We start from the raw sequence: 25,266 nt of genomic DNA, 5'->3' as shown, positions 1-25,266 counted from the left end.
AGACGCGGAAAAACAGAGGGAGGGTTGTCACCGATTCGGGGTGATGGAACGCCTTACTTAGTCAGCGCCTCTCATGAGCGTGGCTAGGATGGTTGAGAACGCCGACGACCTCGAACCAGAAGGGGGTATCCCCTGGGTTATGGTAGATTGCCATCCCCAAAGATCGCATCACAGCTTGGCTGGCAAGGTTGGCGTGATCAGTCTGGGCAATGACACGGCGAACCGAGAGTTCATCAAACAGGTAAGTGATCAGCCCCCGTGCGGCTTCGGCGGCGTACCCCTGCCGACGGTGCGCCTTGCCAATAACCCAAAACAAGCCGAATTCCGGGGAAATTAGGGTATGCGGGGCTTCCTCTGGGACGCGAAAGGCGGGGAGAACTCCCCAAGGAATCACCGAGGGGACAAGCCCCACCGCGCCGATCAGATCGCCCGTCGTTTTCAGGGTGATTGCGTAATCACCGTAGGGCGGCTGGTAGAGATTTTCCAACGCCCGATAGTTAAGCAGCATCCAGCGCAGCCAGGTATCGTTTTGCTCGTGCGTAATGGCAGATTCAAAGCCTTCTTCGATCAGGGTGCGCCGTCCCTCGCCATCTTCAGCGCGGAATTCTCGGATCAGAAGGCGTTCTGTGTCAAGCGTTGGGATCGGCATTTTGTTCGTCTTTTTTCAGCTTCTTGACTATGCTCACCACGCCAACAGATCGCCGACCTTCACCCGCTCCAGAACGCTTGGGTGCGCTTCCAACACATATTGGGCGGGGGTGCGCGGCGCGTAAGCCGGACGCCAGCGTTTTGCCAACACCATATCAACCACACGCCCTTCTTTATCCAGCCACAGACAGGCAATCTCAAAGCGCATGAAAAACATGTGAATACTTGTTTCAACCTTACTCTCCCGCCCATAGACGAAGATCACCCCTTCATCTATGGGGAGATGACGGCGAAACATCAGCCCGCGAAATTTCGTCCAGAAATCCGTCCCCCAGACGACGCGGGCGATCAGCACCTCGCCGCTGGCGGCGAGGCGCACGGTGCGGTAGCGGGTATCGCTCACGGAATGACCAACACCTGCCCAACGTAGATCAGGTTCGGGTTGAAAATCCCGTTTGCCCGCATAATAGCGTCCATCGTCCGGTTAAAGCGGAGCGAAATGCGGAACAAGTTATCCCCCGGCTGAACGGTATAGCGCGTTGCCCCCGGCTGTGGCTGTCCGGTGGGGACAACCGTTGGGGCAGGCGTGCCGCCGGGGGGGTTATTCCCCGGACCCGGCACCGCGAGAACTTGCCCAATGACCAACCGTGACGGATTCACGATCCCGTTGATGCCGGCAAGGTATGCCACCGTCGTCTTGTAACGGCGGGCAACCGCTTCTAGCGTATCGCCGGGCTGCATGATGTACGTTCCGATGCCGTTCACCGTCGGTCCGGTGAGCGTCGCAACCTCCACCGGAGCAGCGCCAACGCCCGGCGTAACCGGCGCTGTTGTCGGCGGGATGGCGGTGGGCGGGGCTGCCGTTGGCGGGATCGGCGTATTCGTGCGGGTGGGCGTGGGCGGCGTGGGGATGGGGATGATTAATTTTTGCCCAACGCGAATCAAGCCCTCTGGGGAAAGGTTGTTTAACTCAATGATTGCGTCGCCCCGCGTGTTGAAGCGTTGGGCGATCCCGCTGACGGTATCCCCCGCCTGAACCGTATATTCAACGCGCCCAGGCAAATCGGGGAATTCCAAACCACCGCCAGGGGTTGAAACTGGCACCGTGGGAGGCGGCACGGTGGGGATAAGCGTTTGCGAGGTGGGTTGTACCGTCCCCTCCCGCGTGGGGATGAACGGATCGGTGGTCGGCGTATTCGTGACCGTCGGCGGGATGGGTGTTACGGTGGGTGGGCTGCTCGTCGTTGGCGGTGGTGTATTCGTTGGCGTGTTCGTCGCTGTTGGCTGGCTGACAACAGGCGTCCCTTGCCCACCTTCTGCCGTCAGAACAGCGGCATCAATATAGGTGTGGTTACGCCGCACAGGGTCAAGAGTGATCGCCCGCACAAAGACGGTGATTGTCCCCCCCGCTGCTGTCGCTTCAACGCTTAGGGAGCGAAACTCGTCGTAAAATCCGGCTTGGCTGCTGCCCCAAATAATGCTTGTACTCTCGCCATTCGTGCCACCCATTGGATCAATGCCCACTTGGGCGTTCACTGCGCCGGGTTTCTGGCTCTCCACCTGCCCTGGTGTGGGCTGGTCGAGCAAATCGGTTGACCAAAAGCTGATCTCAGCGCTGAATTTCAGTTTTGCGCCGGGCGAAACGTTCACTTGCTGAAAGACGCCCGCCGTGTAAATGGCGTAGAGTTCATAAAGCTCTTGAGCGCGTTTGCCTTCCTTCACCCGCCCCTGACGCTCTGTGGGAAGGTATTGGGGTGTGATGTTCGACCAACTTGGCTCTCCAGACTTGCGGGCGACGTTCCATGCTGACCAGCCCGGCGCAACAAGGCGGCTAACATCGCCCTGAAAGGCAGCATAATCGCCCTCGAACCCCGGGTTTGTGAGCAAATTTGTCTCTTGTGCCAGCGCCCCTCTTGGCGACAGCGTGAGACCGCCCAAGAACAAAGCAAGAATGAGGACGGTACGAACGTAAAACACCGAACGATGTAGCATGGATGCCCCCCTTTTGCGGCTTTCGGAGTGCAAAATTTCAGTCGCACATACGATGCATGGCGGGGAGTGTAGCATCGAATCGATAGGGGCGGTAATTTCTGCGTAGATTTGTAGATTCTATGGTCAACCATTGCGGAAGAATATTCCCGTCGTTATGATCACCCGCCACAGGTTGGCTTCACCATCCCAATCATCGGGGAGGGGCATCATGGGCTACGAGATTCGCCGTTTAACAAGTGACCTCATCTTTGTCCGTTGGAACAGCATCGCCACCGAGGAAGAAGGATTTCACTATGTCAACGAACTTCGCCACATAATGGAGGAATCGCCCCACAAGCTGTATTTCATCTCCGATCTGCGGAAGGGCTATATTGAAAATGTGAATGTTCTCCACCGCTTGGGAGCGCTGACAAAAAGCGAGCAATTCGGCGGCGGGACGGCGTTTAGCCATCAATTCTCAGCGAGTCTGTTTGTCGGCGTCTTTGCGCGGCTGGCACGACGGTTCAGCCGGACAGACCAATTCTACAACACCTTTAGCGAAGCAATCGCCTTCCTCGAAAAGCTGAAACCCGGCGTCACACAGGGCATTGACTGGCAAGCCATCCTGAATGCCCCCATCTCAATACCACCCCAATCACAAGCAAAGGAATCCTCACAAGGGTAGTCACGCACTATGCAAGAATTGAAAGATCGCATCCTTGCCGAGGGTCAAAATCTCGGCAGCGGCATTTTGAAGATAGACAGCCTGCTAAACCACCAGATCGACAGCAATCTGATCATGCGCTGCGGTGAGGCAATTGCTCAGATATTCCGTGCGGCGAACCCCACCCGCGTCCTGACAGCGGAAGTCTCTGGGATTGCGCCTAGCTTTGCCGTTGGCTATGCTCTCGGTATTCCCGTTGTCTATGCCCGGAAGGTGAAACCAGTCACCATGTATGGACCCGTTTTTCTGGAAACTGCCCCCTCCCACACAAAAGGTGTGGAGACAAACCTGCTTGTTTCCGCCGAGTTTATGCCCGCCGGGGAGCGCGTCCTCGTCTTGGATGATTTCCTCGCCTCTGGAAAGACAATTCGTAGCCTCGTGCGCATCGTGCGCAGCGCCCGTTCAGAGGTGATCGGTATTGCTGCCGTTGTGGAAAAAGTCTTTGAGGGCGGACGGGCGATGCTCGAACATTATGGCGTCCCCATTGTCTCCCTAGCGACGATCACGGCCATGGACGACGGAACGATTACCTTCAGCGAATGACCTCCACACACACCTTCACCACGATACACCACAGCGGTGGCATTGCCATCCTTGATTACGGATCGCAATACACCCAGTTGATCGCCCGTCGCGTCCGTGAGCAAGACGTGTATGCCGAAATCTTCCCCTGGGATGCCCCTCCGGAAAGCGTCCTTGCTACAAAGCCCGTTGGGTTCATCCTCTCTGGCGGTCCGAACAGCGTTTACGATGAGGGCGCTCCGATGCTCCCTCGCTATGTTTTGGAGCAAGGTATTCCCGTTTTGGGTGTCTGTTACGGGATGCAGCTTTTGGCGCAGGCGCTAGGTGGGCGCGTAGCAGGGGCTGCGGCGCGGGAATATGGCGCGGCGGTGGTCACGCTGACGACAAGCAGCGGCTTATTCTGCGATTTACCCCCACAGCTTGAGGTTTTTATGAGTCACGGGGATCGGCTTGAAGCGATTCCTCCGGGGTGGGAATCGCTGGCGCAGACAAGCAACTCCCCCTATGCGGCGATGGGCGACCCAACAACGGGGCGCTATGGTGTCCAGTTCCACCCGGAAGTGACCCATACGCCGCTTGGGGGCGTCATCTTGCGCAATTTCGCCCGCGATCTCTGCCGCGCTCCGGCAACATGGACACCTGCCTCAATCATCAGCGAGAACATTACCGCAATACGCGATCAGGTTGGAGAGGGGCGCGTGGTTTTGGGCTTAAGCGGCGGCGTCGATTCGGCGGTAGCAGCAGCCTTGATCCACCGTGCCATTGGCGACCAACTGACCCCCATCTTCATCAACAATGGGCTGATGCGTCTGAACGAACCAGAACAGGTTGTCGCTACCTTTCGAGATGGCTTAGGGATGCACCTTGTGGCTGTCGATGCCACTGAGGAATTCCTCAGCGCGTTGGCAGGGGTCACTGACCCTGAAACAAAACGCAAGACGATTGGGCGCTTGTTCGTTCGCCTGTTCGAGGCAGAGGCACGAAAATTGGGGGATGCCGCCTTCCTTGCACAAGGGACAATCTACCCCGATGTGATCGAAAGTGCGGCGAAGGAACGCCCGGGCGCACACCGCATCAAAACGCACCACAATGTGGGCGGCTTGCCAGAAGATATGCACTTTCAACTCGTGGAGCCGCTGCGCTACCTGTTCAAAGATGAAGTGCGCCGCGTGGGGACGGAGCTTGGCTTGCCAGAGGCGATCATTTGGCGGCAGCCTTTCCCCGGTCCTGGCTTGGCGGTGCGCTGTTTGGGGGAGATTACGTGGGAACGGTTAGAGCGCCTCCGCGCCGCCGACGCCATTGTGACCGGAGAGCTTGGCGCGGCGGGGCTGCTGCGCGGCGAGACAGCGCAGGCATTTGCCGTGCTGCTCCCCGTGAAAAGCGTGGGGGTCATGGGCGATGGGCGTACCTACCAAGAACCGGTGATCCTCCGAGCGGTGGTCACCGATGATTTCATGACGGCGCATTGGGCGCGGCTACCCTATGATATTCTGGCACGCATCAGCGAACGAATTGTCAACGAGGTGCCGGGCGTGAATCGCGTCGCTTATGACATCACAAGCAAACCCCCCGCTACTATTGAGTGGGAGTGAGGCAACAAACCCTCAGAAGGGTCACTAAGATGTGTTGATGTTTCGGGTTCAGAACCCCTATCCCCTACGACCCGCCTCTCCGTAGGGGCGATCCCGTGTGGTTGCCTGCTGCTAAAGCAAGGGGCTAAGGCTAACCACCTCTACGGAGCTTGAAAATCCTGACCCCACCTCGTACACAGGGAAAGGGAAGACATTCTGCCGGCGAGGGGGTGAGGGCTGTCTCTCTCTGTGGTTACCTTCCTGATGGGACGGCTAGGGGGATATGAAGTGCATTGCCAATAGGTTAAGCCCACTGTAGATACAGCGTAATCTCGTTTGTCTTTTGTTGCATCGTTTTCCTCTGAGTGTGATAGAATGATTCAAACCTTGAGGGCTGGGATAAACGCGGCGTAGGGTATGGCATGAATGTTGAAAGTGCGATGGCACGCTACCTTGAACTCTACAAATCCCTCTATAAGCGGATTCCATCCGAACTGCGCGATCTAGGTGGGAATTGGATACTCGTCAATGGGGCAAAAATGACGGTTGACGAACTGCGCCAACTCACCGACCAACTTCAACGCGAGCTACAGCAAGAACAAGCCCGGAAACGGAGCATTGTCAAGCGGCTGCTCAGTTGGTTTGGGGGGAATTAGGGCGCATTCGATTTACCCCGTTGATCCGCCCGTGATCATGTCCCCTGTTCATCTGCGCCGCCTGTATGCCGCGACCTCTGCCTTTCTTTTCCTCACCCTTCTGACCGCTGCACTGGTCGGTTGTGATCCCTTAGCGCCGCCGCCCACCGTCGTGGTGATCGTCCTGACCACACCACCACCGCCAACGGCAATTCCTTCCGACACACCGCCGCCCACAAACACGCCAAGCGCCACTCCCCGCCCAACGGCAACGCTGACACCTACCTTCACCCCACGCCCAACAATCACCCCCTTCACCTGCACAGAACAGGATGGGCGTCTTGTTGAAATGCATCTGACTAGCGAGATCGCCAAGCGCGATGTCCCTTACCTTGTCTATTTGCCGCCTTGTTATGCCGACACCGGACGGCGCTATCCATTTGTTGTTTTGCTGCATGGGGCGGATCAGAGCGAGCGCTTGTGGGTGGACTATTTGGGAATTATCCGCGCCCTTGATGTGGGCATTTCCGTCCGCGCCCTGCCGCCAATGATCGTGATCATGCCCGGCGGGGGTGATGTCGCCGGAAATGGGCGCTTTAACCCGCAAAACTCCTACAGCGGGTTGATCGTCAATGAACTGCTCCCCGATATTGAAAAGAACTTTTGCACATGGAACGAGCGTGAAGGACGTGCCATTGGCGGCATTTCGCGGGGGGGGTTGTGGGCATTCATCATCGCCTTGCAAAATCCGGCGCTCTTTCTGGCAGTGGGCGGACACAGCCCCTACCTTGACCTTGATTTTCCCGCTAACCGGCTCTACAACCCGCTGTTCATGGCAGAACAGGTGGTGTTCCCTCCGGGCGAACAGCCCCGCATTTGGTTGGATATTGGAACGCGGGATTCCGTCTTGCCGCTGGCGGAGGCATTTCGAGATACCCTGCAAGGGCGAGGGATAGCCTTCGCTTACACGGCAAACCCCGATGGCGAACACTCAGAAGCCTATTGGCGGGCGCACCTGACCGAATACCTTGCCTTCTACGGGGCAACATGGACATTCGCCCCCGATGATTTGCCCTCATGTTTGGAATGACCACACACCGCACGCCTATCGGTTGGCTGTTGGCGTTTTTTGCCCTCAGCCTTGCCGCTTGCGGCGGCGGAGCGGAGATTCCGCCCGTGCCGCGTCCGGTCATCCTCGCCGGCACAGTCACCTATGGCGAGACCATCCGCACCCAGATTGCCGAGATGGAAAGCCGCTGGACATTTGAGGGCGAGGGCGGCGATATGGTAGAGGTCATCCTAGCCCCATTGACGGGGATCGGCTTTCCCCCAATGGCGATCTTGAATGCGCGTGGCGAATCGATAGCCCGCAGCGATAACGGGACGCTTTCCGGTGTTGTGCTGCCTCGCAGCGGACGTTACAGCATCGCGCTCAGCCCAACCCCGGGAGAATACAGCCTCTCGCTCCTGCTCACCCGCCCCGCTAGTGCGCCAACCATCACTCCCCCGCCAACGCCCACCTCCCCACCTATCGGACGCGCCATTCAGGTTGGCGAGCGGCTGAATGGCAATCTGCTCAGCGGGGACCCAATTGGCGTCTGGGCGCTGGATGGCTTTGCCGGGCAAGTCATCACCATTACGTTAGAACCCTTTCAATCCGACCTGATCCCCGCCCTGCGCCTTTTTGACCCCAACGGTGATCTGCTGATCAGCGACGACAGCGCAGATCGCGTCGTGACGGGCGGAGCGCGGCTTGCCCAGATCAATGGCGTTGTCTTGCCCTTGATGGGCGTGTACACCCTTCAGGTCTCTGGGGGGGGGTACTTCGGAGGTTATATTTTGGCGGTGCGGGCGGGCATGTCTGCCCCGCCCACCGCCCCCACCACGCCAACGCCGCGCCTCACCCTGCCGCCCACCGCGCCCCCTACCGGAACACCAACGCGCATTGCACAGGCGCAAGGCGGCGATGTCCTATCGTTTGGGCAAACAATCCGCGATTCGCTCAGCGGGGCGGAGGAAGTAGATCGTTACGCCCTCTTTGCTCCGGCGGGGACAATCCTCACGGTGGGCGTCTTTGCCGAGGAAGGAAGCCCCCTCTTGCCCACCCTTGATCTCTACGCCCCCGATGGGACACTGCTCAATCGGGCGGATGGCTATCTCAACCCCGGCGAGGCGGTGATCAGTGGGATCGAAGTGCCTGTCACCGGCGCGTATGTCCTTTTTGTCGGTGGGGTGAGCGGAACGCCCGCCGGATCGTACACTATCGGCGCCGGAGAGGGTTGGACACTCCGCGAGGTGGGTGGGGGAATCGAAACGGTGGGCAGTGCGTACAGCGGCGCGTTACTCCGCAGTGGAGATCGTGTTACATGGCGGGTGGAACTGCCCGAAAATGCGACAGTGGGGGTCAACCTGACCCCGCAAGATTCGCGCCTGAATGCCGTCTTGGAACTTGTTGATCCCGATGGAAACCAGCTTGTCGCCCTACGCGGCGGCGAAGGCGGCGTGGTGATCCCGGCGCCAGTGACAACGACAAAAGCGGGCACCTACCTGCTGCGGGTGACGAGCTTTCGCAACGAAAGCCTCGGCGCGTTCACCCTCAGCACGGCATTGATCCGTTTGGTCCCGACGGCAACCTTTGCCCCCATCGATCACAGCGCGTTCGTTACCCTTCGACAGGGAGAAAAGCACCTCTATACCTTCAAGGGGAAACCCGGCGATGTGATCACGATTTCTGTTCGGGCTGAACCACCCGCCGACCCCGCCACGCCGCCCTTCGACTCGGTGATCGAACTTTACGCCCCCGATGGGCGGCGCATTGCCCGTGCCGACGATGTAGGGGCGGATGTCAACGCCGCACTCCAAACAACGCTTGAGGGGGGGATCGGGGAGTACCGCGTAGAAATCTATGGCTACGCGCTGATGTCGGGGGCGTTCACCCTGCGAGTGGGGGTGCTTCCCAACGTACCGTGAGCAGCGCCCCGCCCAAATCGCCCCTACGTATTATTATGGCGCACATCGTATCCGTATGGGCGCATGTGGGCAGATATCCCAACGGAAACAACCTTACTCCCTTTTCCCACCTGAAAAGCATTGGACAAGGCGTTGGCGGAACGGCACGCCATTGACCTGACCCAAGGGGTGGAAACCACTGATGGACGCACACGACGCCGCCAGTGTCCAAGCGTGGATGGTCTTGGTGGGCGATCTGGGGGGTGACAAAAGCAGTTTCATCCGCCACCTGACACTGTGCATAGCGGGGGCGGCACTGACCGCTCTCGGTGAGGCGAACGTCCCCGGCAAGGCGTCCATCGCCGCCCTCCAAGATGTGAGCCTCCCCCCCACCCAACGGGCGGAGATCGAGCGTGATCTGCCGCCTTAGGGGATCCCCGTCCGGGGGTGTTGGATTTCAACTGGGGAGCGGACTATTGGTGTCGCGTCCCGGCGGGGGAATTCCTCATGGGGAGAGACCGAGATGATAACAACCCGAAGTGGACAGAGACGATCCCCTACGACTACTGGATCGCCAAGCACCAGTTCACCTACGCACGGTACAAGGCGTTCCCCTCCAAGTCTTTGTGGGCGGGTTCTTGTTTCCAACTCGAACCTAACGCCAAAGACTCTCTCCGGCAATATATGCCAAACTTCAGGGGCGCCCCTACAATGCGTGGGGAGCGGGCGCATCCGATGCATCCCTATTCGGTGGGCGTTGGCGTCAGGGTGGGGGCGCTCTCCGGTGTTTGGGTGGCGGGGAGCGGTGTGACGGTATGCGTCGCCGTTGGGGTCAGGGAGGGCGTCAGGCTGGCACACGGCGTCGCAGTGGGTGTTGGCGTCGGCGTCTGATCGCCGTTCGTCGTCCCCGAATCGTCGGGCGTTGGTTGGAAGGGATCGCAGTTGGGCAGCGTTGGCGTTACGCTCGGCGTGTAGGTATGCGTCGGCGTTTCCGTTAATGTTTCGGTCAGGGTCGCCGTCGGGGTGGCGGTGAAGGTCGGCGTAAGCGTCGCTGTTGGGGGCAGTGTGACGGTGTTCGTTGGCAGCGGCGAAGGCAGCGTAATGGGCGTTGGCGAAACCGCTCCCACAACCCCACTAAACGGTGTCAGGGTGGGTGTGGCGCTTGGGACGATCTCCGGTGTCAGCGTCGGGGACGGGCTGGCTGGCACGCTCGGCGTGCTGCTCGGCGTGAAAGAGGACGTTTCTGTCGGTGGGGCGATGCTCGGCGTGAAGGACGGTGTTGGCGTCAGCGGATCGATGATCAACACAACGGGAGTGGCGCTGGCGGTGAACGTCGCCGTTGGGAGAGGTGTCGGCGTCCATGATGGGGTGGGCGTCAGGGTGAAGGTTGCTGTGGCAGTGGCGGTAGCGGTCGGCGTTGGCGTTGGCGTGGGCAGCACCGCCCCACGTGGGTCGTTGGGGGGCGTCCCGCTGAGCAGCGCGGCGCGGATGGCGTTCAGCGCCGTCGCCTGTTCGGGAAAGGCGCGGGCGGCGTTTTCCAATGCCTTTGACGCAGCGCTGTAGAGTTCAGCCGCCGTTGATGGGTTCTCAACGAGGGCGGCGTTGAGGGAGTCCTGAAGGCGTGCCATGAACGCGGCGTCGGGAGCGCTGCCCGCTTGTACGCTCTCTGCCAATTCCTCAAGGCGGCGGTTGGCAAAGCGCAGCAGCAGCGCCGGACGTGATTCCCCGGCAAAGGCGAGTTCGGCACGCTCCACCACCTGTTTCACGCCATACAAGGGCTGACCGGGAAAGCTCGTTAGGGAGAGTTTTCCGACCAACACACCGATGAACAAAAATGTAGCAAGGATGCTCGCTGCGATCCCGCCGCTGAGGAGGCGCGCCCAAAAGAGGTTGCCCCGTGCGTTCGGGGCGCTTTTTGCCGGTGTTTTTTTGCTGTGGGCGCTCTGTGCCTCAAACGCCCGCAATAGGCGTGCTTCAAGGGCATTCTGACGGGCGTCGGGCATGGTTGGGCGCGGCACATCGCGCAGGTTATAGGCTAGGCGCAGTAACGCCGCCAACTCCGGCTGATCGGGATGTTGGGCGAGGACATCTTCAAGGGTTGTCTCCCCCGCCTCCAGCGCACGGAGCGCCTCAGCCAAAAGGGTGGAGAAATCGGCGTTCGTCGTCATGCACACTCACACTACAACGTCTTACGCTTGTTTTACCGTCATTGCCCGCCAAAAGAAACGCGCTCGGTATAGATCACCCGCGCCGTCGTCATCCGCCCGCCCTCAGCGCAGTAGCGCCAACGCCACCCCGATGATTGCCGCAAAGAGGCTGATGGTAAAAAAGCGCTGGACAACCTGGGTCTCGCTCCAGCCGCCCAACTGGAAATGATAATGGATGGGCGCACGACGAAAAAGGCGAATGCCCCCCGTCCAGCGGGCATACATCACCTGTGCAATCACGCTGAGGACTTCCGTCACCGGCACAACGGCGATGATTGGCAGCAGCACCCACTGTCCGCTCATGAGCGCCACTGTAGCCAGTGTTGCCCCAAGCGCCAGCGACCCTGTATCGCCCATGAACAACTGGGCGGGGCGTGCGTTGAACCACAGGAAGGCAAAACACGCGCCAACCATGACAAAACAGAACTGGACAAGGAAAATTTGCCCCTGCACAAGGGCGATCAACCCATAGGCGACGAATGCCGCCGCCACCACCGATCCCGCCAAACCATCCAAGCCATCAGTCAGGTTCACCGCGTTCGAGGTGCTGATGATGATGAATATGGCAAGGGGGATGTAGATCAGCGGGGAGATTGCGAGGCGAATCCCGCTAATCGGGATGTAAAGTTCATTAGCAAACTGAAAACCGCCGTTCACCAGCGAAAGCGCCCCTGCCGCCAGTCCTGCTAAGACTAACGAGACAACCGTCTTGGCAGCGGGGGATAAGCCTTCGCCCTTCGTCCGCAACTTCAGCAGATCATCTGCCCCCCCAAGCGCCCCAAAGGTGATCAGGGTAAAGAGCGGAATCAGGATGCTGATACCCGTCCCCCCCTCGGCGGCACGGAGCAGATTCACGCCGTTGACCATGAGGGTGATCAGTACCACCGGAACGAGGATCAAAATGCCGCCCATCGTCGGTGTTCCGGCGCGTTCGCTGTGCCAATCAGGTCCATCCTCGCGGATGGTCTGCCCAATCTTCAAGCGCCGCAGCACCTCGATGAAGGGGTCGCCCCAGATCACGGTGATGAGGAAGGCGATTGCGCCAAGCGTTAGGGCGAAGGGAAGCGGGTTGATGATCATAACTATTGCAGTACCCTCACTGGTCGAACTGCAACCAGTTTTCTTACAAGAAGGACGGGCGTCGTTCGTTTTCCTTGATCACCACCCACTAACCCATCGGCAAGTATATCTTGAAAAGGGGCGCTGTCAACCACTAAGGGGGTAATCTCCTTGAAAAATGCTGTAGGTTAACGCCCGACAATCATGGCGGTATCCCCACCTTGCTCACGGAGGATGGCACGCTGCTCATCGGTGGGGATGTTCATCAGCACAACCAGTTCTTTCGCCAGAGTCGCAAAGGCGGGCGCGGCGGTTTCGCTGGCAAAGCGGCTGACCTTATCAAGCTTGATCAGGACGCTCACACGCGGTTCATCAGCGGGCAAGAAGGCGACGAAGGTTGCCATTTGCAGTTCGGGGTCATAAAGCCCCGGACAGGTGGCACAGTAAATCTGGGCGGTGCCGGTCTTTCCAGCAATCGTGTAGCCGGGGAGTTTGCCCGGACTACCCTCGCCCTCATTGATCACCTTGACCATGATCGCCGTGATTCGCCGCGCTACATCTGCCGAAACGGGAGTGCGGATCGCCGTTGGGATAGAGGGAATGACAACGCCATTATCCACCGTCTTTAGGCGGATATGCGGCTGCATCATCTGCCCATCGTTGGCAATTGTGTTCAGGAAGGCAAGCATCTGAAGGGGAGTCACCGTCAAGCCCTGCCCAAAGCTGTTCGTGGCAAGGTCGGAGTCGCTCCAATAAAGAGCGCCGGGGGTACGAAGCTGCCCACTTGCCTCCCCTTCAAGATCAATGCCCGTCGGAGCGCCAACCCCAAACGCCAACAACCCCTTGTAGAAATCATCCGCGCCCAAGATGTCTACAGAAAGCCATGTCGTCCCTAAGTTCCAGGAGCGGACGAGAATATCGACAAAACTTTGTGAGCCGTGTGCGGCACGATCCCAGTTATAGACGCGTCGCCCGCCGATCTCACGGGAGTTTGAGCCTTCAAAGTAGGTGGAGTTTTCGTTGACGCGCCCGCTTTGGAGCGCCACCGCCGCCGTGACGATCTTGAACACCGATCCGGGCTCATAGCCATCGCTGACGGCGGGGTTTTTCATCAGGTCGGCGTCAATCGTGTAATAGTTGTTGGGGTCAAAGGTGGGGTAGGACGCCATCGCCAAGATTTCGCCGGTGCGCGGGTCGCTGATCAAGATCGTCCCCCCCACCGCGCCGTAGGTTGTGATCGCATCGAGAAGCTGCCGCTCGGCAAGGAATTGAATATCCCGATCAATCGTCAGGTAAATATCCTTCCCGGGCGGCGGTTCGTCATTGGCGACGACTTCAAAGGGGATGCGGCTGCGTTCGGTGATGCGGCTTTCCCCGGCGAGATCGGCGTTGTAGCCGCCTTCCACCCCCACATACCCGCGCCGGATCGTGCCATCCCACCCCACAAAGCCGACGATCTGTGCGGCAAGGCTGCTCTGCGGGTAAATCCGTTTCGGTTCGGGGTCAATGCGGACGGCAATCGATTCGAGGGCGGCGATTTTCTGCGCTACCTCCACCGAGACGGGCAGGCGGGTGAGTGCGCGGTAGGGATCATTACTGGCGAAAATGTCCAGCAGGCGCTGCGGATCGTCATTCAGAATGGCGGCGAGGTCTTGGGCAAGTTTCTGCGGGTTAGAGACATAGACAGGACTAACGCCGATGCGGTATTCCGTCGTGTTGCCAGCAAAAAGTTCTCCGTTGCGGTCAAAAATGCGCCCCCGGTCAGGAAAGCGATCATCCAGCGTGCGGTAGCTGCGGTTGGCAATCGTCTGCAAGTAAGACGCCATATCCAATTGAAATTGGAAGGACGCCAACCGCGCCAAAAGCAGCACACCGAGGACAACCAACCCTACAGTCAACATGGACAAGCGGCGATTCAAACTGGCACGCATAGGCGTTACTTCCCTCTCCCCATCCATGCTTCAAACTGCATCACCAACGATGCCCACTGCTGCTCCAACCAGCCGGCAAAGGTTTCATCGTAAAGACGGGCGGGTGTGGGCGTGATCATCGGCGTGGGCGTGGCGCGGTTGGGTGTGTAGCCCTCCACGATGAGATAGACCAGATCGGCGGGTTCGGCGGGACGAAAGCCAAGCTCCAACGCCCGCCCGCGCAGCGTGGAGATGCTGCTTTTGAGGGCGATCTGTGCCTCGCTATCGCTGTTTGCCCGCTGAAGAAAATCCCGCGTCCGCTGCAATTGGATCAGGTTGCTGCCCGTTGTGGCGGTGACGGTAGCTTGGGCAAGGTAAAGCGCTCCAATGATGATCGCCACGACTACCGCCAAGCCAATCACCGCCGCCGCCTGTGCAGGGGGGCGGGCTGTTGTTTGGGGCAGAACCTGTGTTTTCGGCGTCGAAAGACGCTCAGAGCGATCCGACATGGTTAGCTTGGTCTGTTCCTAATGTAACCTGTGTGACCCCGACGCGCATTGGGGACACGCTCAACACACCCTAGTATACCGCCAAGCGCTCCACGATTCGCAATTTGGCGCTGCGGCTGCGGGGGTTTGCCGCCATCTCCGCCGCGTCGGGGGTCAGCGGTTTGCGGGTGATCTCGCGCAGGGTAGTCTTATGCCCACAGGTACAGATGATCTGCTGGGGAGGGCAAAGACAGTCCCGCGCCTCACGGTGAAAATAGGTCTTTACGAGGCGGTCTTCTAAGCTATGAAAGCTGATCACCGCTAAGCGTCCGCCCGCCCGCAGCAAACTGAGCGCCAGCGGCAAGACACGCTCCACATGTGCCAATTCGTCGTTCACAGCAATCCGCACCGCCTGAAAGGTGCGCGTTGCCGGATGGAGGTGATCGTATTTGACGCCCCGCAGCCCGCGCTCTACCGCCCGAACGAGATCGTGTGTCGTCTGAAGTGGGCGGGCATCGGCAATGGCGCGGGCGATCCGTTTAGCGTGGCGTTCCTCCCCATAGTCGCTCAGAATTCTCACCAAATCCTCAAGGGGACATGTGTTCAGCATCTCGGCGGCTGTGGGAATGTCTGAATCAGGATCGAAGCGCATATCGAGGGGGGCATCGGCGCGGAAGCTGAAGCCCCGTGCCGCATCGTCTACATGCATGGAGGCGATCCCCAGATCAAGGACGATCCCATCGACCCCCTCAGCCAGCGGGAAGCCCGCTGAAGCGGTGAACTGCCCCATCTGGGTATAACTGCCCTGCCGAAGGGAAACCCGCTGCCCGTAGCCGGCAAGCCGCTCGGCGGCAATGGCGAGCGAACGTGGGTCGCGGTCTATCCCCAACAAGTGCGCTTGCGGGGCAGTTTCAAGGATTGCCTGGGCATGTCCGCCGGCGCCCACCGTGCCATCAATGAACCATCCGGGCGCGGCGGCGCGGACGTTCAGCCCCTCAAGGATCGCCTGAAGCAGCACGGGTTGGTGCGGTGCATCCAACGGTATCGCCCTCACAACCCCTTCAGAAAGGCGGCAATGGCGTCAAAGTAATCCCATAAGCCATGCCGGAGCAGGTCGTTATGTCCGGCGTTTGGAATACGCAGCAAGGTCTTACGCTCCGGCGGGGCGGCGGATGCCTCGTAAAGGCGTTCGGCATGGTCAATGGGGATCAGGGTGTCCTCCTGCCCGTGCAGGATCAACGTTGGCAAAGTGATCTCGCGCATTTTGCGCCCGTTGCCAAGCGGATCAAGGGCATTTCCGATAACATTCCCCGGCGCTCCGAGGCGGATCATCAGGGAGAGAATGTCGGTGAAGGCGCTCTCCAAGATCAGCCCCCTGACTGCCTCCGGCGTGGTGTGGGCTAGGTGGATGGCGGGGGCGCTGCCGAGCGAACGCCCCATAACGACGAGGGGGGGGGTCGGGCTGATACCCCCCTCCGCTCTGATCCCCGGTAGGGCAGCGAGGATGTCCGGCACATCCCCGATCAGCGCGTTGAAACTTGGCTGACCTGTACTCCAGCCGTAGCCGCGATAATCCACCACAAGCAGCGACGCCCCCGCCCGTTCAGTGTAAAAGCGGGCGATGTCGTCGTAATCGGGGGCGATCTCGCCATTGCCGTGAAAGTAGAGGATCAAGGGCTGATCGGGGAGCGCTGTATAGAGGCGGTAGCCAAGCCGAACCGCCTCACCCTCTGGGGTGGTGGCGCTGAGCGGAATTGTCCCGCTGTGGATACCCACCTCTCCCGCCCGCTCTCCCTCGGCGGGGTCTGCCGGGCGGGGGTGAAAGGCGATGGAAAGAATCAAGGGACTATCAAGCAAGGCAAAACTCATCAGGGCGTTCCTTCTGTGGAGACGAACAAGACTTTTCCGGCAGACATAGCCGATTCGTAATCGCGGATTGCCTCGTGTGCTTTGGCAAAGGGATAACGGGCGCGTACCTCGCTGCTCAAGTCGCTCCCTAGCAGTTTTTGCACGTGGCGTCCGATGAGAGCGAGACGGAGGATACCTTTCTCACCGATGTAATCGGAGAGCCAGAAGCCGCTGAGCGTTTTATCCTTAAAGATGAGATCAAGCGTATCGGCGCTGGCGGAGACCTCCCCAGAGAGCGCCCCATAGACGCGCAAGGTGCTGTGGCGGGGCATTGCCCGCAGAATCCGCGACGCGGTTGTCCCGCCTACCGCATCAAAACAGAGGCGGATACGCATCTCGCGGGTGATCGCTTTGACCTGTTCATCAAAATCAAGGGCGGTGCTGCACAGGATGTGTTTCATGCCCATCGCCCGCAGGTCGTCGGCTTGTTCGGGACGGCGAACAATGCCTACAACTTCTACGCCGCGTGCCTGCCCCAAACGCCAGAGCATTTTCCCTAAGGCGCTGCCCGCCGCCGTGTGGAGGATCGTCTTGTGTTTTCCCCGCTGGCTTATATCGATCAGCGCCCACGCCGTCATGGGGTTCACGGCGCTCATGGCGGCTTGCTCGTCGCTGATGCCCTTCCCCATAGGGAGTACCATCCGCGCCGGAACGGTCACATAGTCTGCCCATACGCCGTCGCCCACTTGCTGGACGACGGCCGCCACGCGCCGATTCAGGTAAAAGCGCCCAATACCGCCGTTGGCGGCAACAACAATCCCGCAGCCTTCAAAGCCCGGGACGGTGGGCGTGGGGCGAGTAAAGCCATAACGCCCCTGCATGAACAAAAGATCGGAAGGGTTGATTGGGCTGGCGATCATTTTGACCAGTACCTCGCCCGCTTTGGGTTGGGGGACGGGGCGTTCTTCAACGGTGATGCCGCCGTAGTTTGCATCGTAGCGGTGCAGCACAACAGCCTGCATCGTCGTAGGAATGGTCACAGCGAATTCCTTTGGGTTTGCGTCCTTGCCATATACATCCTATCGTGTACGGAGTGTACCTCATGTCGCCCCCATGTCGCCCGTGTCGTCCCGCGCTAAAGCACGGGACTAATATTAGCCACCCCTATGGGGCTAAATTCTGAATGATACGCCTGCCTTCGTTTTAAGCCCCAACGGGGTGATCAGCCTTAGCGCGTGGGCTTTAGTCCCGCGCCTCTCCCGCGCCCTTTTTCGTTCTCACACGGGCGAAGCGGTGAGGGAGTACCCCTCAATCCCCAGCGAACGTGGTACACTTCCGATAGGTTGTTTTTGCTAAAGGGAAGCCCCATGACCGACAAACCGCAGAAACCCATTTTCATCTACAACACGGCTGGCGATTGGATCGGCACGCTCTTAGGGACGTATATTTTTGACCCACGCGGCGAGTCCATCGGGTTTGTCCAAGAGGAAGGGAAGGACAAAGCCGTCTACACCTTCGATGGCGAATGGGTGGGGCTGATCTCCAAAGATGGGCGCATCCTGCGCAAGCGGGCGAACGCCAAACGCCCCCTTCACGCTGCGCCGCTGCCCAAGCTGAAAGGCAAACAAGCCGGACTGCCCGCCCGCGCCCCGCTGCCCCCACAGAACGCCGAAATTGGCTACGATACACTTGATGTTCTTGAAGAAGACCCAGAGGTGTTCAAGCGCGTCTCAGATCGACGGGCAGATATTGGCGAAAACGCCCCCACACAGCCCAAACCGACGACACCACCGCCGCCGAAGAAACCGTAATTGGTGTGCGGGTCAGGCGGACACCCCCACGAAGGGGCGAATAAGAACGAATACTATGGAGCATTATGGCTGACGAAACACGTACCATTGCCGATTCGCGGGTGATTCTGACCCACCTGATGGGTCCGCCAGAAGCGAATGTGTTGGGGAACGTTCATGGCGGGGTGATTATGAAACTGGTGGATGAAGCGGGCGCTCTCGCCGCGATGCGCCACGCCCGCGCCCCTGTCGTCACCGTTGCCATTGACTCGATGACCTTCTTAGAGCCGATCTTGGTGGGGGCGTTCGTCACCGTGCAGGCGGAACTGACCCACGCCGGACGGACGAGCATGGAAGTCCGGGCTGAGGTCGTGGCGGAAAACCCGATCACCGGCGCCAAAAAGCACACAAACACCGCCTACCTTGTCTACGTCTCGGTGGATAGCACAGGGAAGCCCTCGCCCATCCCGAAATTGGTGGCGACCACCCCCCAAGAAAGCGCCGCGATGCAGGCTGCCCGCGAACGGCAAGAACGCCGTGTGAAGAATCAGCGCTGATGACGACCATTCGCTTGCCCGGGCTGATCGACCCGCACGTTCATTTGCGCGAACCCGGCGGAGAGCATAAGGAGGATTTCCTCAGCGGGACAAAGGCGGCGTTGGCGGGGGGAATCACCACTGTCTTGACAATGCCCAACACACAGCCTCCGATGATTGATCCCGACTCGTTGGCGTTAGGGGAACATGCCGCCGCTGCCCGCGCCGTCTGCGATTGGGGGATTTACCTCGGCGCGAGCGAAACGAATATCCTGACGGCGGCGGCGCTTGCCCCCCGTGTCGTGGGGATGAAGTTTTACCTAGACGCCACCTACGGACCGCTGCACATCAAGGACTTGCGGACGATTCGAGAGCATTTCGCCCGTTTTCCAAAGGAAACGTCCATTGTCTGCCATGCCGAAGGGCGAACAATTCCCGCCGTCCTGATGTGCGCCTACCTCGAAAATCGCAGCGTCCATATTTGCCATGTCAGCCGCGCCGAGGAGATCACCCTGATTCGGGATGCGAAGATGCGTGGGGTTGCCGTCACCTGCGAGGTTGCCCCGCATCATTTGTTCCTCTCGGTGGAAGATAGTCCGCACCTCGGCGGCGGGCGCTGTGAGGTGCGTCCGCGCTTGGCGACGAAAGCGGATCAGGCGGCGCTGTGGGAAAATATGCCCGTGATTGACTGCTTCGCTACCGACCACGCCCCCCATCTTCTGACGGAAAAAGACAGCGAAATCCCGCCGCCGGGTTTCCCGGGTTTAGAGACAGCGCTGGCGCTGATGCTGACGGCAGTCCATGAGGGGCGGCTGGCGTTGGAGGCGGTTATCGAGCGCATGTACGATGCCCCCCGTCGCATTTTCAACCTGCCCGAACAGCCCAATACCTATTGCGAGGTGGATGCTGATCAGGTTTGGTCACCCACCTTTGAGGGGACAATCAGCCGTGCGGCGTGGACGCCCTTTGCCGGATGGACGCTGCGCGGGCGCGTCGTGCGGACGGTGCTGCGCGGGGAGACGCTCTATGAACAAGGCGTGTTTCATGTCACGGCGGGGAGTGGGCAGAACGTTGCACCGGCGGCGCGGGGGTGAGGGGGAGAGGAAAATAAGACACTGGGTTTAAGGCGCAGCGTAAATGGTTTCAAGGTCATAGTAGTTTGCCATGCAGCGATTGACCCAAAAGTCGCTGTCGGAGGTTAGATCGTCAAAGCCGAAGACCCCCTGAAACGAAACGGTTGAAATCGTTTTCGTTTGAGCCGTTCGCAACTGCTGGTCTCGCGCATCCCACGCCTCGGCAAATTTGCGCATAGCGCTGAAGAGGTCGATAGCGGAGATTGTCCCCATAATCGTTAGAACGATGATCGGTAGAATCAGGGGGATCAGACTCGGTGTATGAGGTGGGTGACGCCGCGTCGCATGACCGACGAGGTAAAACCATAAAAGACCGCCAAAGCACATGATAAAGATGGGCAAAATCCAGATTCGTCCCGGAATGATTTCTGAAAGACCATAAAAACCTGGAGCAAAGGTTGCCATTGTACACAGAATGATTGCTATCGGGATAATCCTGAGATACACCTTGCGTTTAGGGGATGGGACGTGTGTTGTATCGGCAGTATGGGCATATAAGAAGGGCAGAACAAAAAAGGCAAGGAGCGCAAGCGGCATCCAGTGAAGCATCCCCGCAATCAGTAGTCCGGGACTGATCAGAGTACTGGTGATGGTATACCCTATGTTCGGAGGGGGTAGAAAAGATGCCCGGATCGCATTGCCCGGAGCAAAATAAAAAATAGCTGTCCCTAACACTCCCCCCAAGACCCCGATAAAAAGATAGGGAGCGGCGGAGGTCTTCCGTACTAACAAAAAGACGCCCCCTGCGAGCAAGATAAAGACCATGGAATGACTGATGGCAAACCCGGCAATGATCATCCCCCACAGAAAAAATAGCCCCAAGAACCCGAAGAACAAGGGACGCTGAGAGTGCTTGCCCTGAATTTCTACAATCGCCCCAAAGAAGGCAATGATCAAGACCATCGGCAAGAAATAGGCGACCCGCCCATTCAGCCAATAAAGCGATTGGACAACATTTGGGGTGGTAATCAAAGTGACTGTGCATAGCATCGACGTCCCAGTCGCTGCGGTCAGTGTTGAATCGGGGATCGCTTGGCGTTGCAAGAAGTGCCGCATCAAGCCAAAAACAGAACCCCACCATAACACAAACAGGAGGACAAAGGCGATGGGTTCCACCCCCAAACCAACAGATCCCTCCACACCCATCACGGTGAATGTGCCGTATGCGCCCGCCCATGTCATGTAGTAAGTTGCGGCTGTGCTAAGAATGCCATCATCGTGAACGCGCCCAATGAGGCAAAAATCATCGGCATGGTAACGTATTGAGAAACTGGCGGCTAAATAAATGAGAAGGGGCGCTGAGGCTAAGATAACTAAGCCATAGCGCAAGGATTTATGATTAATTGTCATATGATTCTTTCTATCGGCGTTAGCTTGTAAACCCACCAAATGCCACCACCGCATCGACAACAAATGCCTGATCGCTCTCGGTGAGGTCGTTATAGAACGGTAAGCGTACCAAGCGATCACTGACCGATTCGGTCACAGGACAATCGCCCACCTTGCCGCCAAAGCGCTGCCCCATCTCGGAAAGATGGAGCGGCAAATAGTGAAAAACAGCCAATATCCCCTGTGCTTTCAGGTGTTCAATGAACGCTTGGCGCTCTTTTAGCGAGGGCATCAGCAGGTAATACATATGGTAGGGCTGCTCAACATGGGGGGGGATGGTTGGCAGCGTCACCCCGTGTTCCAGTGCCCATTGGCGCAGATGCGCATCATAATACTGCCAGATGCGCTGACGTTTGGCTTGAATGTGTTCGCGTGCCTCAAACTGAGCGTAGAGATATGCCGCCAACATATCCGATGGTAGGTAGCTTGAGCCAAGATCGACCCATGTGTATTTATCGACCTGCCCACGAAAGAAGCGGCTGCGGTTTGTCCCTTTCTCTCGGATGATCTCGGCACGCTCGCTGTAACGTTCGTCATTAATGAGCAGGGCGCCCCCTTCGCCACAAGTAAAATTTTTCGTCTCGTGAAAACTTTGGGTCGCCAACGCCCCAAACGTTCCAAGCCAGCGCCCTTTGTATTTCCCAAACAAGCCGTGAGCATTATCCTCAATGACGGTTAGCCCGTGCTGAGCGCTCAGCGCCAGAATCGCGTCCATCTCACAGGCAACGCCGGCATAATGGACAGGCACAATCGCTTTCGTGCGTGGGGTGATCAGGGACTCCAGAAGGCGTTCATCCACATTCAACGTATCTAGGCGAATATCGGCAAAGATGGGCGTTGCCCCACGCAAAACAAAGGCATTCACCGTCGAGACGAAGGTGAATGCAGGAATGATCACTTCATCACCAGCGTGTAGATCAAGCAAGAGCGCAGACATCTCTAAGGCATGGGTGCAGGAGGTTGTTAGCAGGGCTTTTGGTACGCCAAGCCATTCTTGCAGCAGCCCATGACAGCGCCTGGTGAACGCACCATCCCCCGACGCATGTCCATTGGCAATCGCTTCGGCAATGTACTGATGTTCCCGCCCCGCCACATGAGGACGGTTGAACGGAATTTTATAGGGCGATTTTGTCGTCATTGGTTAATCAAACCATTTGTGAAAGGTGTAGTAGGCATAGCTCGGTTCAAACCCGAGGCGTACCCAAACTTTTTGAACGGCGATGTTGTTCACTTGCGTCGAAACAACCATCTGATGTGCGCCGGAAGCAGCGCACCAGCGCATCCCCTCAAGGATGAAGGCGCGATAAATGCCTTTCCCTTGCGCTTCAGGGGCAACGCCAAAAAGGACACCCTCGCCTTCCTCTGTAGTATTAAGTCGTAAGGTGGCAAAGCCAACGATGGAGTCATTTGTCTCGGCAATCAGTACCTCAGCCGCTACATTGCGGTCAAGGCAGGAGCGAACCGCCCAATCGATGTACGTTTCATCGCATTTGGCACGCTCTAAGCGGGGATCGGCGTGATAATGCCCAGCATAGCCACGAAATGCCCCCTCCGCCACCCTTCGGACTGCCGCCTCATCACCGATGCGGACAGAGCGAATGGAAAGGGGGTTGGGATCAGCGGGAATTGCTTTTTTCAGCACGTCGCGCTTGTAATAGACAAGGGTATCCATCAACAAAAAGCCGGATTGTTCTAGCATCTGTGCATGATGAATGTGATCGACGGCACAGCGGGCAATGAGCATCTGCACGGCGTTCTGTTGGCAATAGGCAAGTATATCCGCGACATGCCCGCCTTCGATGTTGGCAGCACGCGCCACACGGATACCAAAACGTGCTTCGTCAAGCGCTGAGAGAGCGATCTCCATGAGCCTCCTCCTTTGAAGGAAGGATATGCATACGCACCGTATAGGCAGGGCGTTTCATCAGGCGAAAATGCATTCGCGCTAGATATTCGCCAATCATTCCCAAAGCAAACAACTGCGCACCGGAAAAAATGGCAATGACAGAGGCGAGAAAGGGAAAGCCCGGCACACTCCCGCCTTCAACCAGATAGCGCAGAATAACATAGAGGAAGACAATCACCCCAAAAAACGTCAGACCAAAGCCGATCCAACTGGTCATTTGGAGGGGCCAGACACTAAACCCGGTAATCATATTGATGGCATGGATGATCAACTTACGAAGGGTGTAGTTGGAGTGCCCAAAGCGCCGCTCATCTTGAAGAACTTCCACAGCGCGAAAGCGCGTCGTTGCCCATGTCAATAACACATCAATGGAAACATAGGGGCTGTCGTAAGTGGCAAAGGCGTTTCGCAGTTCGGTACGAAAGGCACGCAAGGCGCTGGCTTTTCGCGCTGTGGAAGCCCCCATCGCGCTTTGAAGGGCAATCTTCGTGAATTCCGAGGCGAGATCGCGCAGCAAGCCGTGCTGTTGTTTTTGTGGTGTGCCATAGACCACATCGCACTGCTCATCGAGGGCTGCCAAAAGTTTAGGAAGTTCACCCACCGGGTGTTGCAAATCATCATCCATCGTGATCACGATCTCATAGCGTGCCGCACGAATCCCACACAACAAGGCGCTGTGCTGTCCATAATTTCGCATTAAATGAATGCCCGAAACCCACCCATACTCCTGCGTTGCGTCTTGAATGACCTGCCAACTGGCATCGGGGCTGCCATCATTGACCAAAATGAGTTCGTACTCGTCTGCCATGAGGGGAAGCTGCCCTGCCAGCGCCTCAACCAAAAGAGGTAGACTCTCTTGGCTTTTGTAGACAGGGATCACAATGGAGATGGTGGGTTTTCTGAGCATTGTCGTGTTCCTCACGGGACTTCGGGCAATACATCGGCAGGCGGCGTAGCAACCAAGTGCCTATCATAACATTTAATCGAAAATCGAGGATACTGCCTATACATCCGGCGCGGACGCCCCAGATGGCGCCCTACGGGGTGGGGATGGACGAGACTTTTACTAGACAATGCCTACAAAACGACGACCCAAGCCACTCGGTCTTCCCACACGGGGGAAAACCGCCCTCAACCGTCTGCGGCAGATCGATACCTACATTGCCCTTGCCCATGAGGAGACCTTACGGGGGGGATCGCCGCTCGTCGTTGATCTGGGCTTTGGCGCGGCGGTGTGGACGACGCTTGAACTCTACGAACGCTGGCGGCGGCTTGCCCCCCGTCTGCACGTGATCGGCGTTGAGATTGATCCGCAGCGCGTCGCTGAGGCACGCCCCTACGCCGCGCCGCCGTACCTTGAGTTTCGCCTCGGCGGGTTCAACCTCCGCGAGACGCTCGATGGCGAAACTGCACGCCTGATCCGCGCTTATAACGTCTTGCGCCAGTACGAGGAGGCGGCGGTTGCCCCTGCACTGGCAGAACTGAGCGCCGCTCTTGAGATCGGCGGGCTGCTGATCGAAGGGACATCGAACCCAACGGGGAGTCTCGTCGCTTTTGATCTCTACCGGCACACGGCAGACGGTCTACGGCATATCGGGCTAACCTTTGGGACGAACTTTCACGGGCATCCCCATCCGGCAGACTTCCAAACGATCCTCCCCAAGCGGTTGATTCACCGAATGCGCGATCCCCGTCCAGCAGCGTTTTTCGAGGCGTGGAAGCGCGAATTTGACCAGCGGAAGGGGCTGCCGCTCCGCGCCCGCTGGCTAAGCGCGGCACTTCGGCTGCGTGATACCTATCGGATGGATGCCCGCCCGCGTTTGCTGCGGCGGGGATTTCTCACCATTTATGATAGGCTGCGCGATTGATCGCCCTACTTAGCCCAGTTTAACTGCCCGACCCTTCTTCAGCCTCAAACGAAAACAAGGTCTTTCCCTCCCCCGCCGATCATTTCTTTTGAATCCCTCCCCTCGCGTACAA

Annotated in this window: 25 protein-coding genes; 11 read left to right on the top strand and 14 right to left on the bottom strand. The window is 58.4% G+C overall.

The features are described from left to right. Positions 1–61: 61 nt before the first annotated feature. Genes HS103_00365 through HS103_00355 form a run of 3 tightly spaced genes read right to left on the bottom strand, consistent with a single transcriptional unit; the run spans position 62 to position 2,640 of the window. The gene (locus tag HS103_00365; GenBank protein ID MBE7511255.1) at positions 62–649 is read right to left on the bottom strand and encodes a GNAT family N-acetyltransferase; all 588 of its coding nucleotides are present in this window, start codon (positions 647–649) and stop codon (positions 62–64) included. A gap of 33 nt (positions 650–682) precedes the next feature. Next, complete coding sequence (locus HS103_00360) at positions 683–1,051, bottom strand: DUF192 domain-containing protein (GenBank protein ID MBE7511254.1); 369 nt, start codon at positions 1,049–1,051, stop codon at positions 683–685. Further along, the gene (locus HS103_00355) at positions 1,048–2,640 is read right to left on the bottom strand and encodes a LysM peptidoglycan-binding domain-containing protein (protein ID MBE7511253.1); all 1,593 of its coding nucleotides are present in this window, start codon (positions 2,638–2,640) and stop codon (positions 1,048–1,050) included. Before HS103_00355 ends, HS103_00360 begins: the two co-directional genes overlap by 4 nt. 208 nt (positions 2,641–2,848) lie before the next feature. On the opposite strand from HS103_00355, the gene HS103_00350 reads away from it, so the two are divergent. The 7 genes from HS103_00350 (at position 2,849) to HS103_00320 (ending at position 9,450) form a co-directional block, all read left to right on the top strand. After that, complete coding sequence (locus HS103_00350) at positions 2,849–3,304, top strand: hypothetical protein (protein ID MBE7511252.1); 456 nt, start codon at positions 2,849–2,851, stop codon at positions 3,302–3,304. Between the two features lie 9 nt (positions 3,305–3,313). Further along, the gene (locus HS103_00345; GenBank protein MBE7511251.1) at positions 3,314–3,886 is read left to right on the top strand and encodes a xanthine phosphoribosyltransferase; all 573 of its coding nucleotides are present in this window, start codon (positions 3,314–3,316) and stop codon (positions 3,884–3,886) included. Further along, complete coding sequence (gene guaA / locus HS103_00340) at positions 3,883–5,457, top strand: glutamine-hydrolyzing GMP synthase (protein ID MBE7511250.1); 1,575 nt, start codon at positions 3,883–3,885, stop codon at positions 5,455–5,457. The genes HS103_00345 and guaA overlap by 4 nt, the downstream gene beginning before the upstream one ends. A gap of 401 nt (positions 5,458–5,858) precedes the next feature. Then, positions 5,859–6,092 (top strand): hypothetical protein, encoded by a 234-nt coding sequence (locus tag HS103_00335; GenBank protein MBE7511249.1) that lies wholly within the window; start codon positions 5,859–5,861, stop codon positions 6,090–6,092. A gap of 37 nt (positions 6,093–6,129) precedes the next feature. Beyond that, complete coding sequence (locus HS103_00330) at positions 6,130–7,161, top strand: hypothetical protein (GenBank protein MBE7511248.1); 1,032 nt, start codon at positions 6,130–6,132, stop codon at positions 7,159–7,161. Beyond that, positions 7,149–9,041, top strand: a complete 1,893-nt coding sequence (locus HS103_00325; protein ID MBE7511247.1) for a hypothetical protein — start codon at positions 7,149–7,151, stop codon at positions 9,039–9,041. Before HS103_00330 ends, HS103_00325 begins: the two co-directional genes overlap by 13 nt. 181 nt (positions 9,042–9,222) lie before the next feature. Further along, positions 9,223–9,450: a hypothetical protein gene (locus HS103_00320; GenBank protein MBE7511246.1), complete on the top strand. Its 228-nt coding sequence runs from the start codon at positions 9,223–9,225 to the stop codon at positions 9,448–9,450. A gap of 313 nt (positions 9,451–9,763) precedes the next feature. Here the strand turns inward: HS103_00320 and HS103_00315 are convergent, their stop codons facing one another. The 7 genes from HS103_00315 to HS103_00285 form a co-directional block, all read right to left on the bottom strand. Continuing rightward, positions 9,764–11,188 carry a hypothetical protein gene (locus tag HS103_00315; protein ID MBE7511245.1) on the bottom strand — a complete coding sequence of 475 codons (1,425 nt, stop codon included), beginning with the start codon at positions 11,186–11,188 and terminating at the stop codon, positions 9,764–9,766. 102 nt (positions 11,189–11,290) lie between these two features. Beyond that, a complete protein-coding gene (locus HS103_00310; protein MBE7511244.1) occupies positions 11,291–12,307 on the bottom strand; it encodes a phospho-N-acetylmuramoyl-pentapeptide-transferase in 1,017 nt (338 codons plus the stop codon). Between the two features lie 167 nt (positions 12,308–12,474). Beyond that, the gene (locus tag HS103_00305; GenBank protein ID MBE7511243.1) at positions 12,475–14,217 is read right to left on the bottom strand and encodes a penicillin-binding protein 2; all 1,743 of its coding nucleotides are present in this window, start codon (positions 14,215–14,217) and stop codon (positions 12,475–12,477) included. 5 nt (positions 14,218–14,222) lie between these two features. After that, positions 14,223–14,705 (bottom strand): hypothetical protein, encoded by a 483-nt coding sequence (locus tag HS103_00300; GenBank protein ID MBE7511242.1) that lies wholly within the window; start codon positions 14,703–14,705, stop codon positions 14,223–14,225. Between the two features lie 70 nt (positions 14,706–14,775). Next, positions 14,776–15,723, bottom strand: coding sequence for a 16S rRNA (cytosine(1402)-N(4))-methyltransferase RsmH (rsmH, locus tag HS103_00295; protein ID MBE7511241.1), 948 nt, complete (start codon positions 15,721–15,723; stop codon positions 14,776–14,778). Between the two features lie 11 nt (positions 15,724–15,734). Next, positions 15,735–16,553, bottom strand: coding sequence for an alpha/beta fold hydrolase (locus HS103_00290; GenBank protein MBE7511240.1), 819 nt, complete (start codon positions 16,551–16,553; stop codon positions 15,735–15,737). Beyond that, a complete protein-coding gene (locus HS103_00285) occupies positions 16,553–17,572 on the bottom strand; it encodes a zinc-binding dehydrogenase (protein MBE7511239.1) in 1,020 nt (339 codons plus the stop codon). The genes HS103_00290 and HS103_00285 overlap by 1 nt, the downstream gene beginning before the upstream one ends. 327 nt (positions 17,573–17,899) lie before the next feature. Between HS103_00285 and HS103_00280 the strand changes: the two genes are divergently transcribed. From HS103_00280 to HS103_00270, 3 genes are all read left to right on the top strand, one after another. Next, on the top strand, positions 17,900–18,343 hold the full coding sequence (locus tag HS103_00280) for a hypothetical protein (GenBank protein MBE7511238.1): 444 nt from the start codon (positions 17,900–17,902) through the stop codon (positions 18,341–18,343). A 65-nt stretch (positions 18,344–18,408) separates the two neighbouring features. Beyond that, a complete protein-coding gene (locus HS103_00275; protein ID MBE7511237.1) occupies positions 18,409–18,879 on the top strand; it encodes an acyl-CoA thioesterase in 471 nt (156 codons plus the stop codon). Next, positions 18,879–19,952 (top strand): amidohydrolase family protein, encoded by a 1,074-nt coding sequence (locus HS103_00270; protein ID MBE7511236.1) that lies wholly within the window; start codon positions 18,879–18,881, stop codon positions 19,950–19,952. Before HS103_00275 ends, HS103_00270 begins: the two co-directional genes overlap by 1 nt. A gap of 27 nt (positions 19,953–19,979) precedes the next feature. Here HS103_00270 and HS103_00265 read toward each other — a convergent pair whose 3' ends face one another. The 4 genes from HS103_00265 to HS103_00250 are packed head-to-tail and all read right to left on the bottom strand — an operon-like array spanning position 19,980 to position 24,193. Beyond that, positions 19,980–21,341: a hypothetical protein gene (locus HS103_00265; GenBank protein ID MBE7511235.1), complete on the bottom strand. Its 1,362-nt coding sequence runs from the start codon at positions 21,339–21,341 to the stop codon at positions 19,980–19,982. Positions 21,342–21,360: 19 nt separating this feature from the next. Next, positions 21,361–22,518: a dTDP-4-amino-4,6-dideoxygalactose transaminase gene (rffA, locus tag HS103_00260; protein ID MBE7511234.1), complete on the bottom strand. Its 1,158-nt coding sequence runs from the start codon at positions 22,516–22,518 to the stop codon at positions 21,361–21,363. 3 nt (positions 22,519–22,521) lie between these two features. Further along, the gene (locus tag HS103_00255) at positions 22,522–23,247 is read right to left on the bottom strand and encodes a GNAT family N-acetyltransferase (protein ID MBE7511233.1); all 726 of its coding nucleotides are present in this window, start codon (positions 23,245–23,247) and stop codon (positions 22,522–22,524) included. Then, positions 23,222–24,193 (bottom strand): glycosyltransferase, encoded by a 972-nt coding sequence (locus tag HS103_00250; protein MBE7511232.1) that lies wholly within the window; start codon positions 24,191–24,193, stop codon positions 23,222–23,224. Before HS103_00250 ends, HS103_00255 begins: the two co-directional genes overlap by 26 nt. A gap of 166 nt (positions 24,194–24,359) precedes the next feature. Here HS103_00250 and HS103_00245 point away from each other — a divergent pair, with 166 nt between their 5' ends. Continuing rightward, on the top strand, positions 24,360–25,154 hold the full coding sequence (locus HS103_00245; GenBank protein MBE7511231.1) for a class I SAM-dependent methyltransferase: 795 nt from the start codon (positions 24,360–24,362) through the stop codon (positions 25,152–25,154). Positions 25,155–25,266 lie beyond the last annotated feature (112 nt).

The organism is Anaerolineales bacterium, from assembly GCA_015075625.1.
Lineage (GTDB): Bacteria > Chloroflexota > Anaerolineae > Aggregatilineales > UBA2796 > UBA2796.
The sequence above is the reverse complement of the archived record's forward strand: the minus strand, read 5'-3'. Positions and strand labels throughout refer to the sequence as shown.

Excerpts from the sequence above, each read along its gene's own strand:
- HS103_00345 (MBE7511251.1), top strand. The coding sequence starts at position 3,314 with ATGCAAGAATTGAAAGATCGCATCCTTGCCGAGGGTCAAAATCTCGGC.
- HS103_00250 (MBE7511232.1), bottom strand. The coding sequence starts at position 24,193 with ATGCTCAGAAAACCCACCATCTCCATTGTGATCCCTGTCTACAAAAGC.
- HS103_00315 (MBE7511245.1), bottom strand. The coding sequence starts at position 11,188 with ATGACGACGAACGCCGATTTCTCCACCCTTTTGGCTGAGGCGCTCCGT.
- HS103_00335 (MBE7511249.1), top strand. The coding sequence starts at position 5,859 with ATGAATGTTGAAAGTGCGATGGCACGCTACCTTGAACTCTACAAATCC.
- HS103_00310 (MBE7511244.1), bottom strand. The coding sequence starts at position 12,307 with ATGATCATCAACCCGCTTCCCTTCGCCCTAACGCTTGGCGCAATCGCC.
- HS103_00290 (MBE7511240.1), bottom strand. The coding sequence starts at position 16,553 with ATGAGTTTTGCCTTGCTTGATAGTCCCTTGATTCTTTCCATCGCCTTT.
- HS103_00265 (MBE7511235.1), bottom strand. The coding sequence starts at position 21,341 with ATGACAATTAATCATAAATCCTTGCGCTATGGCTTAGTTATCTTAGCC.
- HS103_00365 (MBE7511255.1), bottom strand. The coding sequence starts at position 649 with ATGCCGATCCCAACGCTTGACACAGAACGCCTTCTGATCCGAGAATTC.
- HS103_00330 (MBE7511248.1), top strand. The coding sequence starts at position 6,130 with ATGTCCCCTGTTCATCTGCGCCGCCTGTATGCCGCGACCTCTGCCTTT.
- rffA (MBE7511234.1), bottom strand. The coding sequence starts at position 22,518 with ATGACGACAAAATCGCCCTATAAAATTCCGTTCAACCGTCCTCATGTG.
- HS103_00300 (MBE7511242.1), bottom strand. The coding sequence starts at position 14,705 with ATGTCGGATCGCTCTGAGCGTCTTTCGACGCCGAAAACACAGGTTCTG.
- HS103_00305 (MBE7511243.1), bottom strand. The coding sequence starts at position 14,217 with ATGCGTGCCAGTTTGAATCGCCGCTTGTCCATGTTGACTGTAGGGTTG.
- guaA (MBE7511250.1), top strand. The coding sequence starts at position 3,883 with ATGACCTCCACACACACCTTCACCACGATACACCACAGCGGTGGCATT.
- HS103_00325 (MBE7511247.1), top strand. The coding sequence starts at position 7,149 with ATGTTTGGAATGACCACACACCGCACGCCTATCGGTTGGCTGTTGGCG.
- HS103_00350 (MBE7511252.1), top strand. The coding sequence starts at position 2,849 with ATGGGCTACGAGATTCGCCGTTTAACAAGTGACCTCATCTTTGTCCGT.
- HS103_00255 (MBE7511233.1), bottom strand. The coding sequence starts at position 23,247 with ATGGAGATCGCTCTCTCAGCGCTTGACGAAGCACGTTTTGGTATCCGT.
- HS103_00280 (MBE7511238.1), top strand. The coding sequence starts at position 17,900 with ATGACCGACAAACCGCAGAAACCCATTTTCATCTACAACACGGCTGGC.
- HS103_00270 (MBE7511236.1), top strand. The coding sequence starts at position 18,879 with ATGACGACCATTCGCTTGCCCGGGCTGATCGACCCGCACGTTCATTTG.
- HS103_00355 (MBE7511253.1), bottom strand. The coding sequence starts at position 2,640 with ATGCTACATCGTTCGGTGTTTTACGTTCGTACCGTCCTCATTCTTGCT.
- HS103_00320 (MBE7511246.1), top strand. The coding sequence starts at position 9,223 with ATGGACGCACACGACGCCGCCAGTGTCCAAGCGTGGATGGTCTTGGTG.
- HS103_00275 (MBE7511237.1), top strand. The coding sequence starts at position 18,409 with ATGGCTGACGAAACACGTACCATTGCCGATTCGCGGGTGATTCTGACC.
- HS103_00245 (MBE7511231.1), top strand. The coding sequence starts at position 24,360 with ATGCCTACAAAACGACGACCCAAGCCACTCGGTCTTCCCACACGGGGG.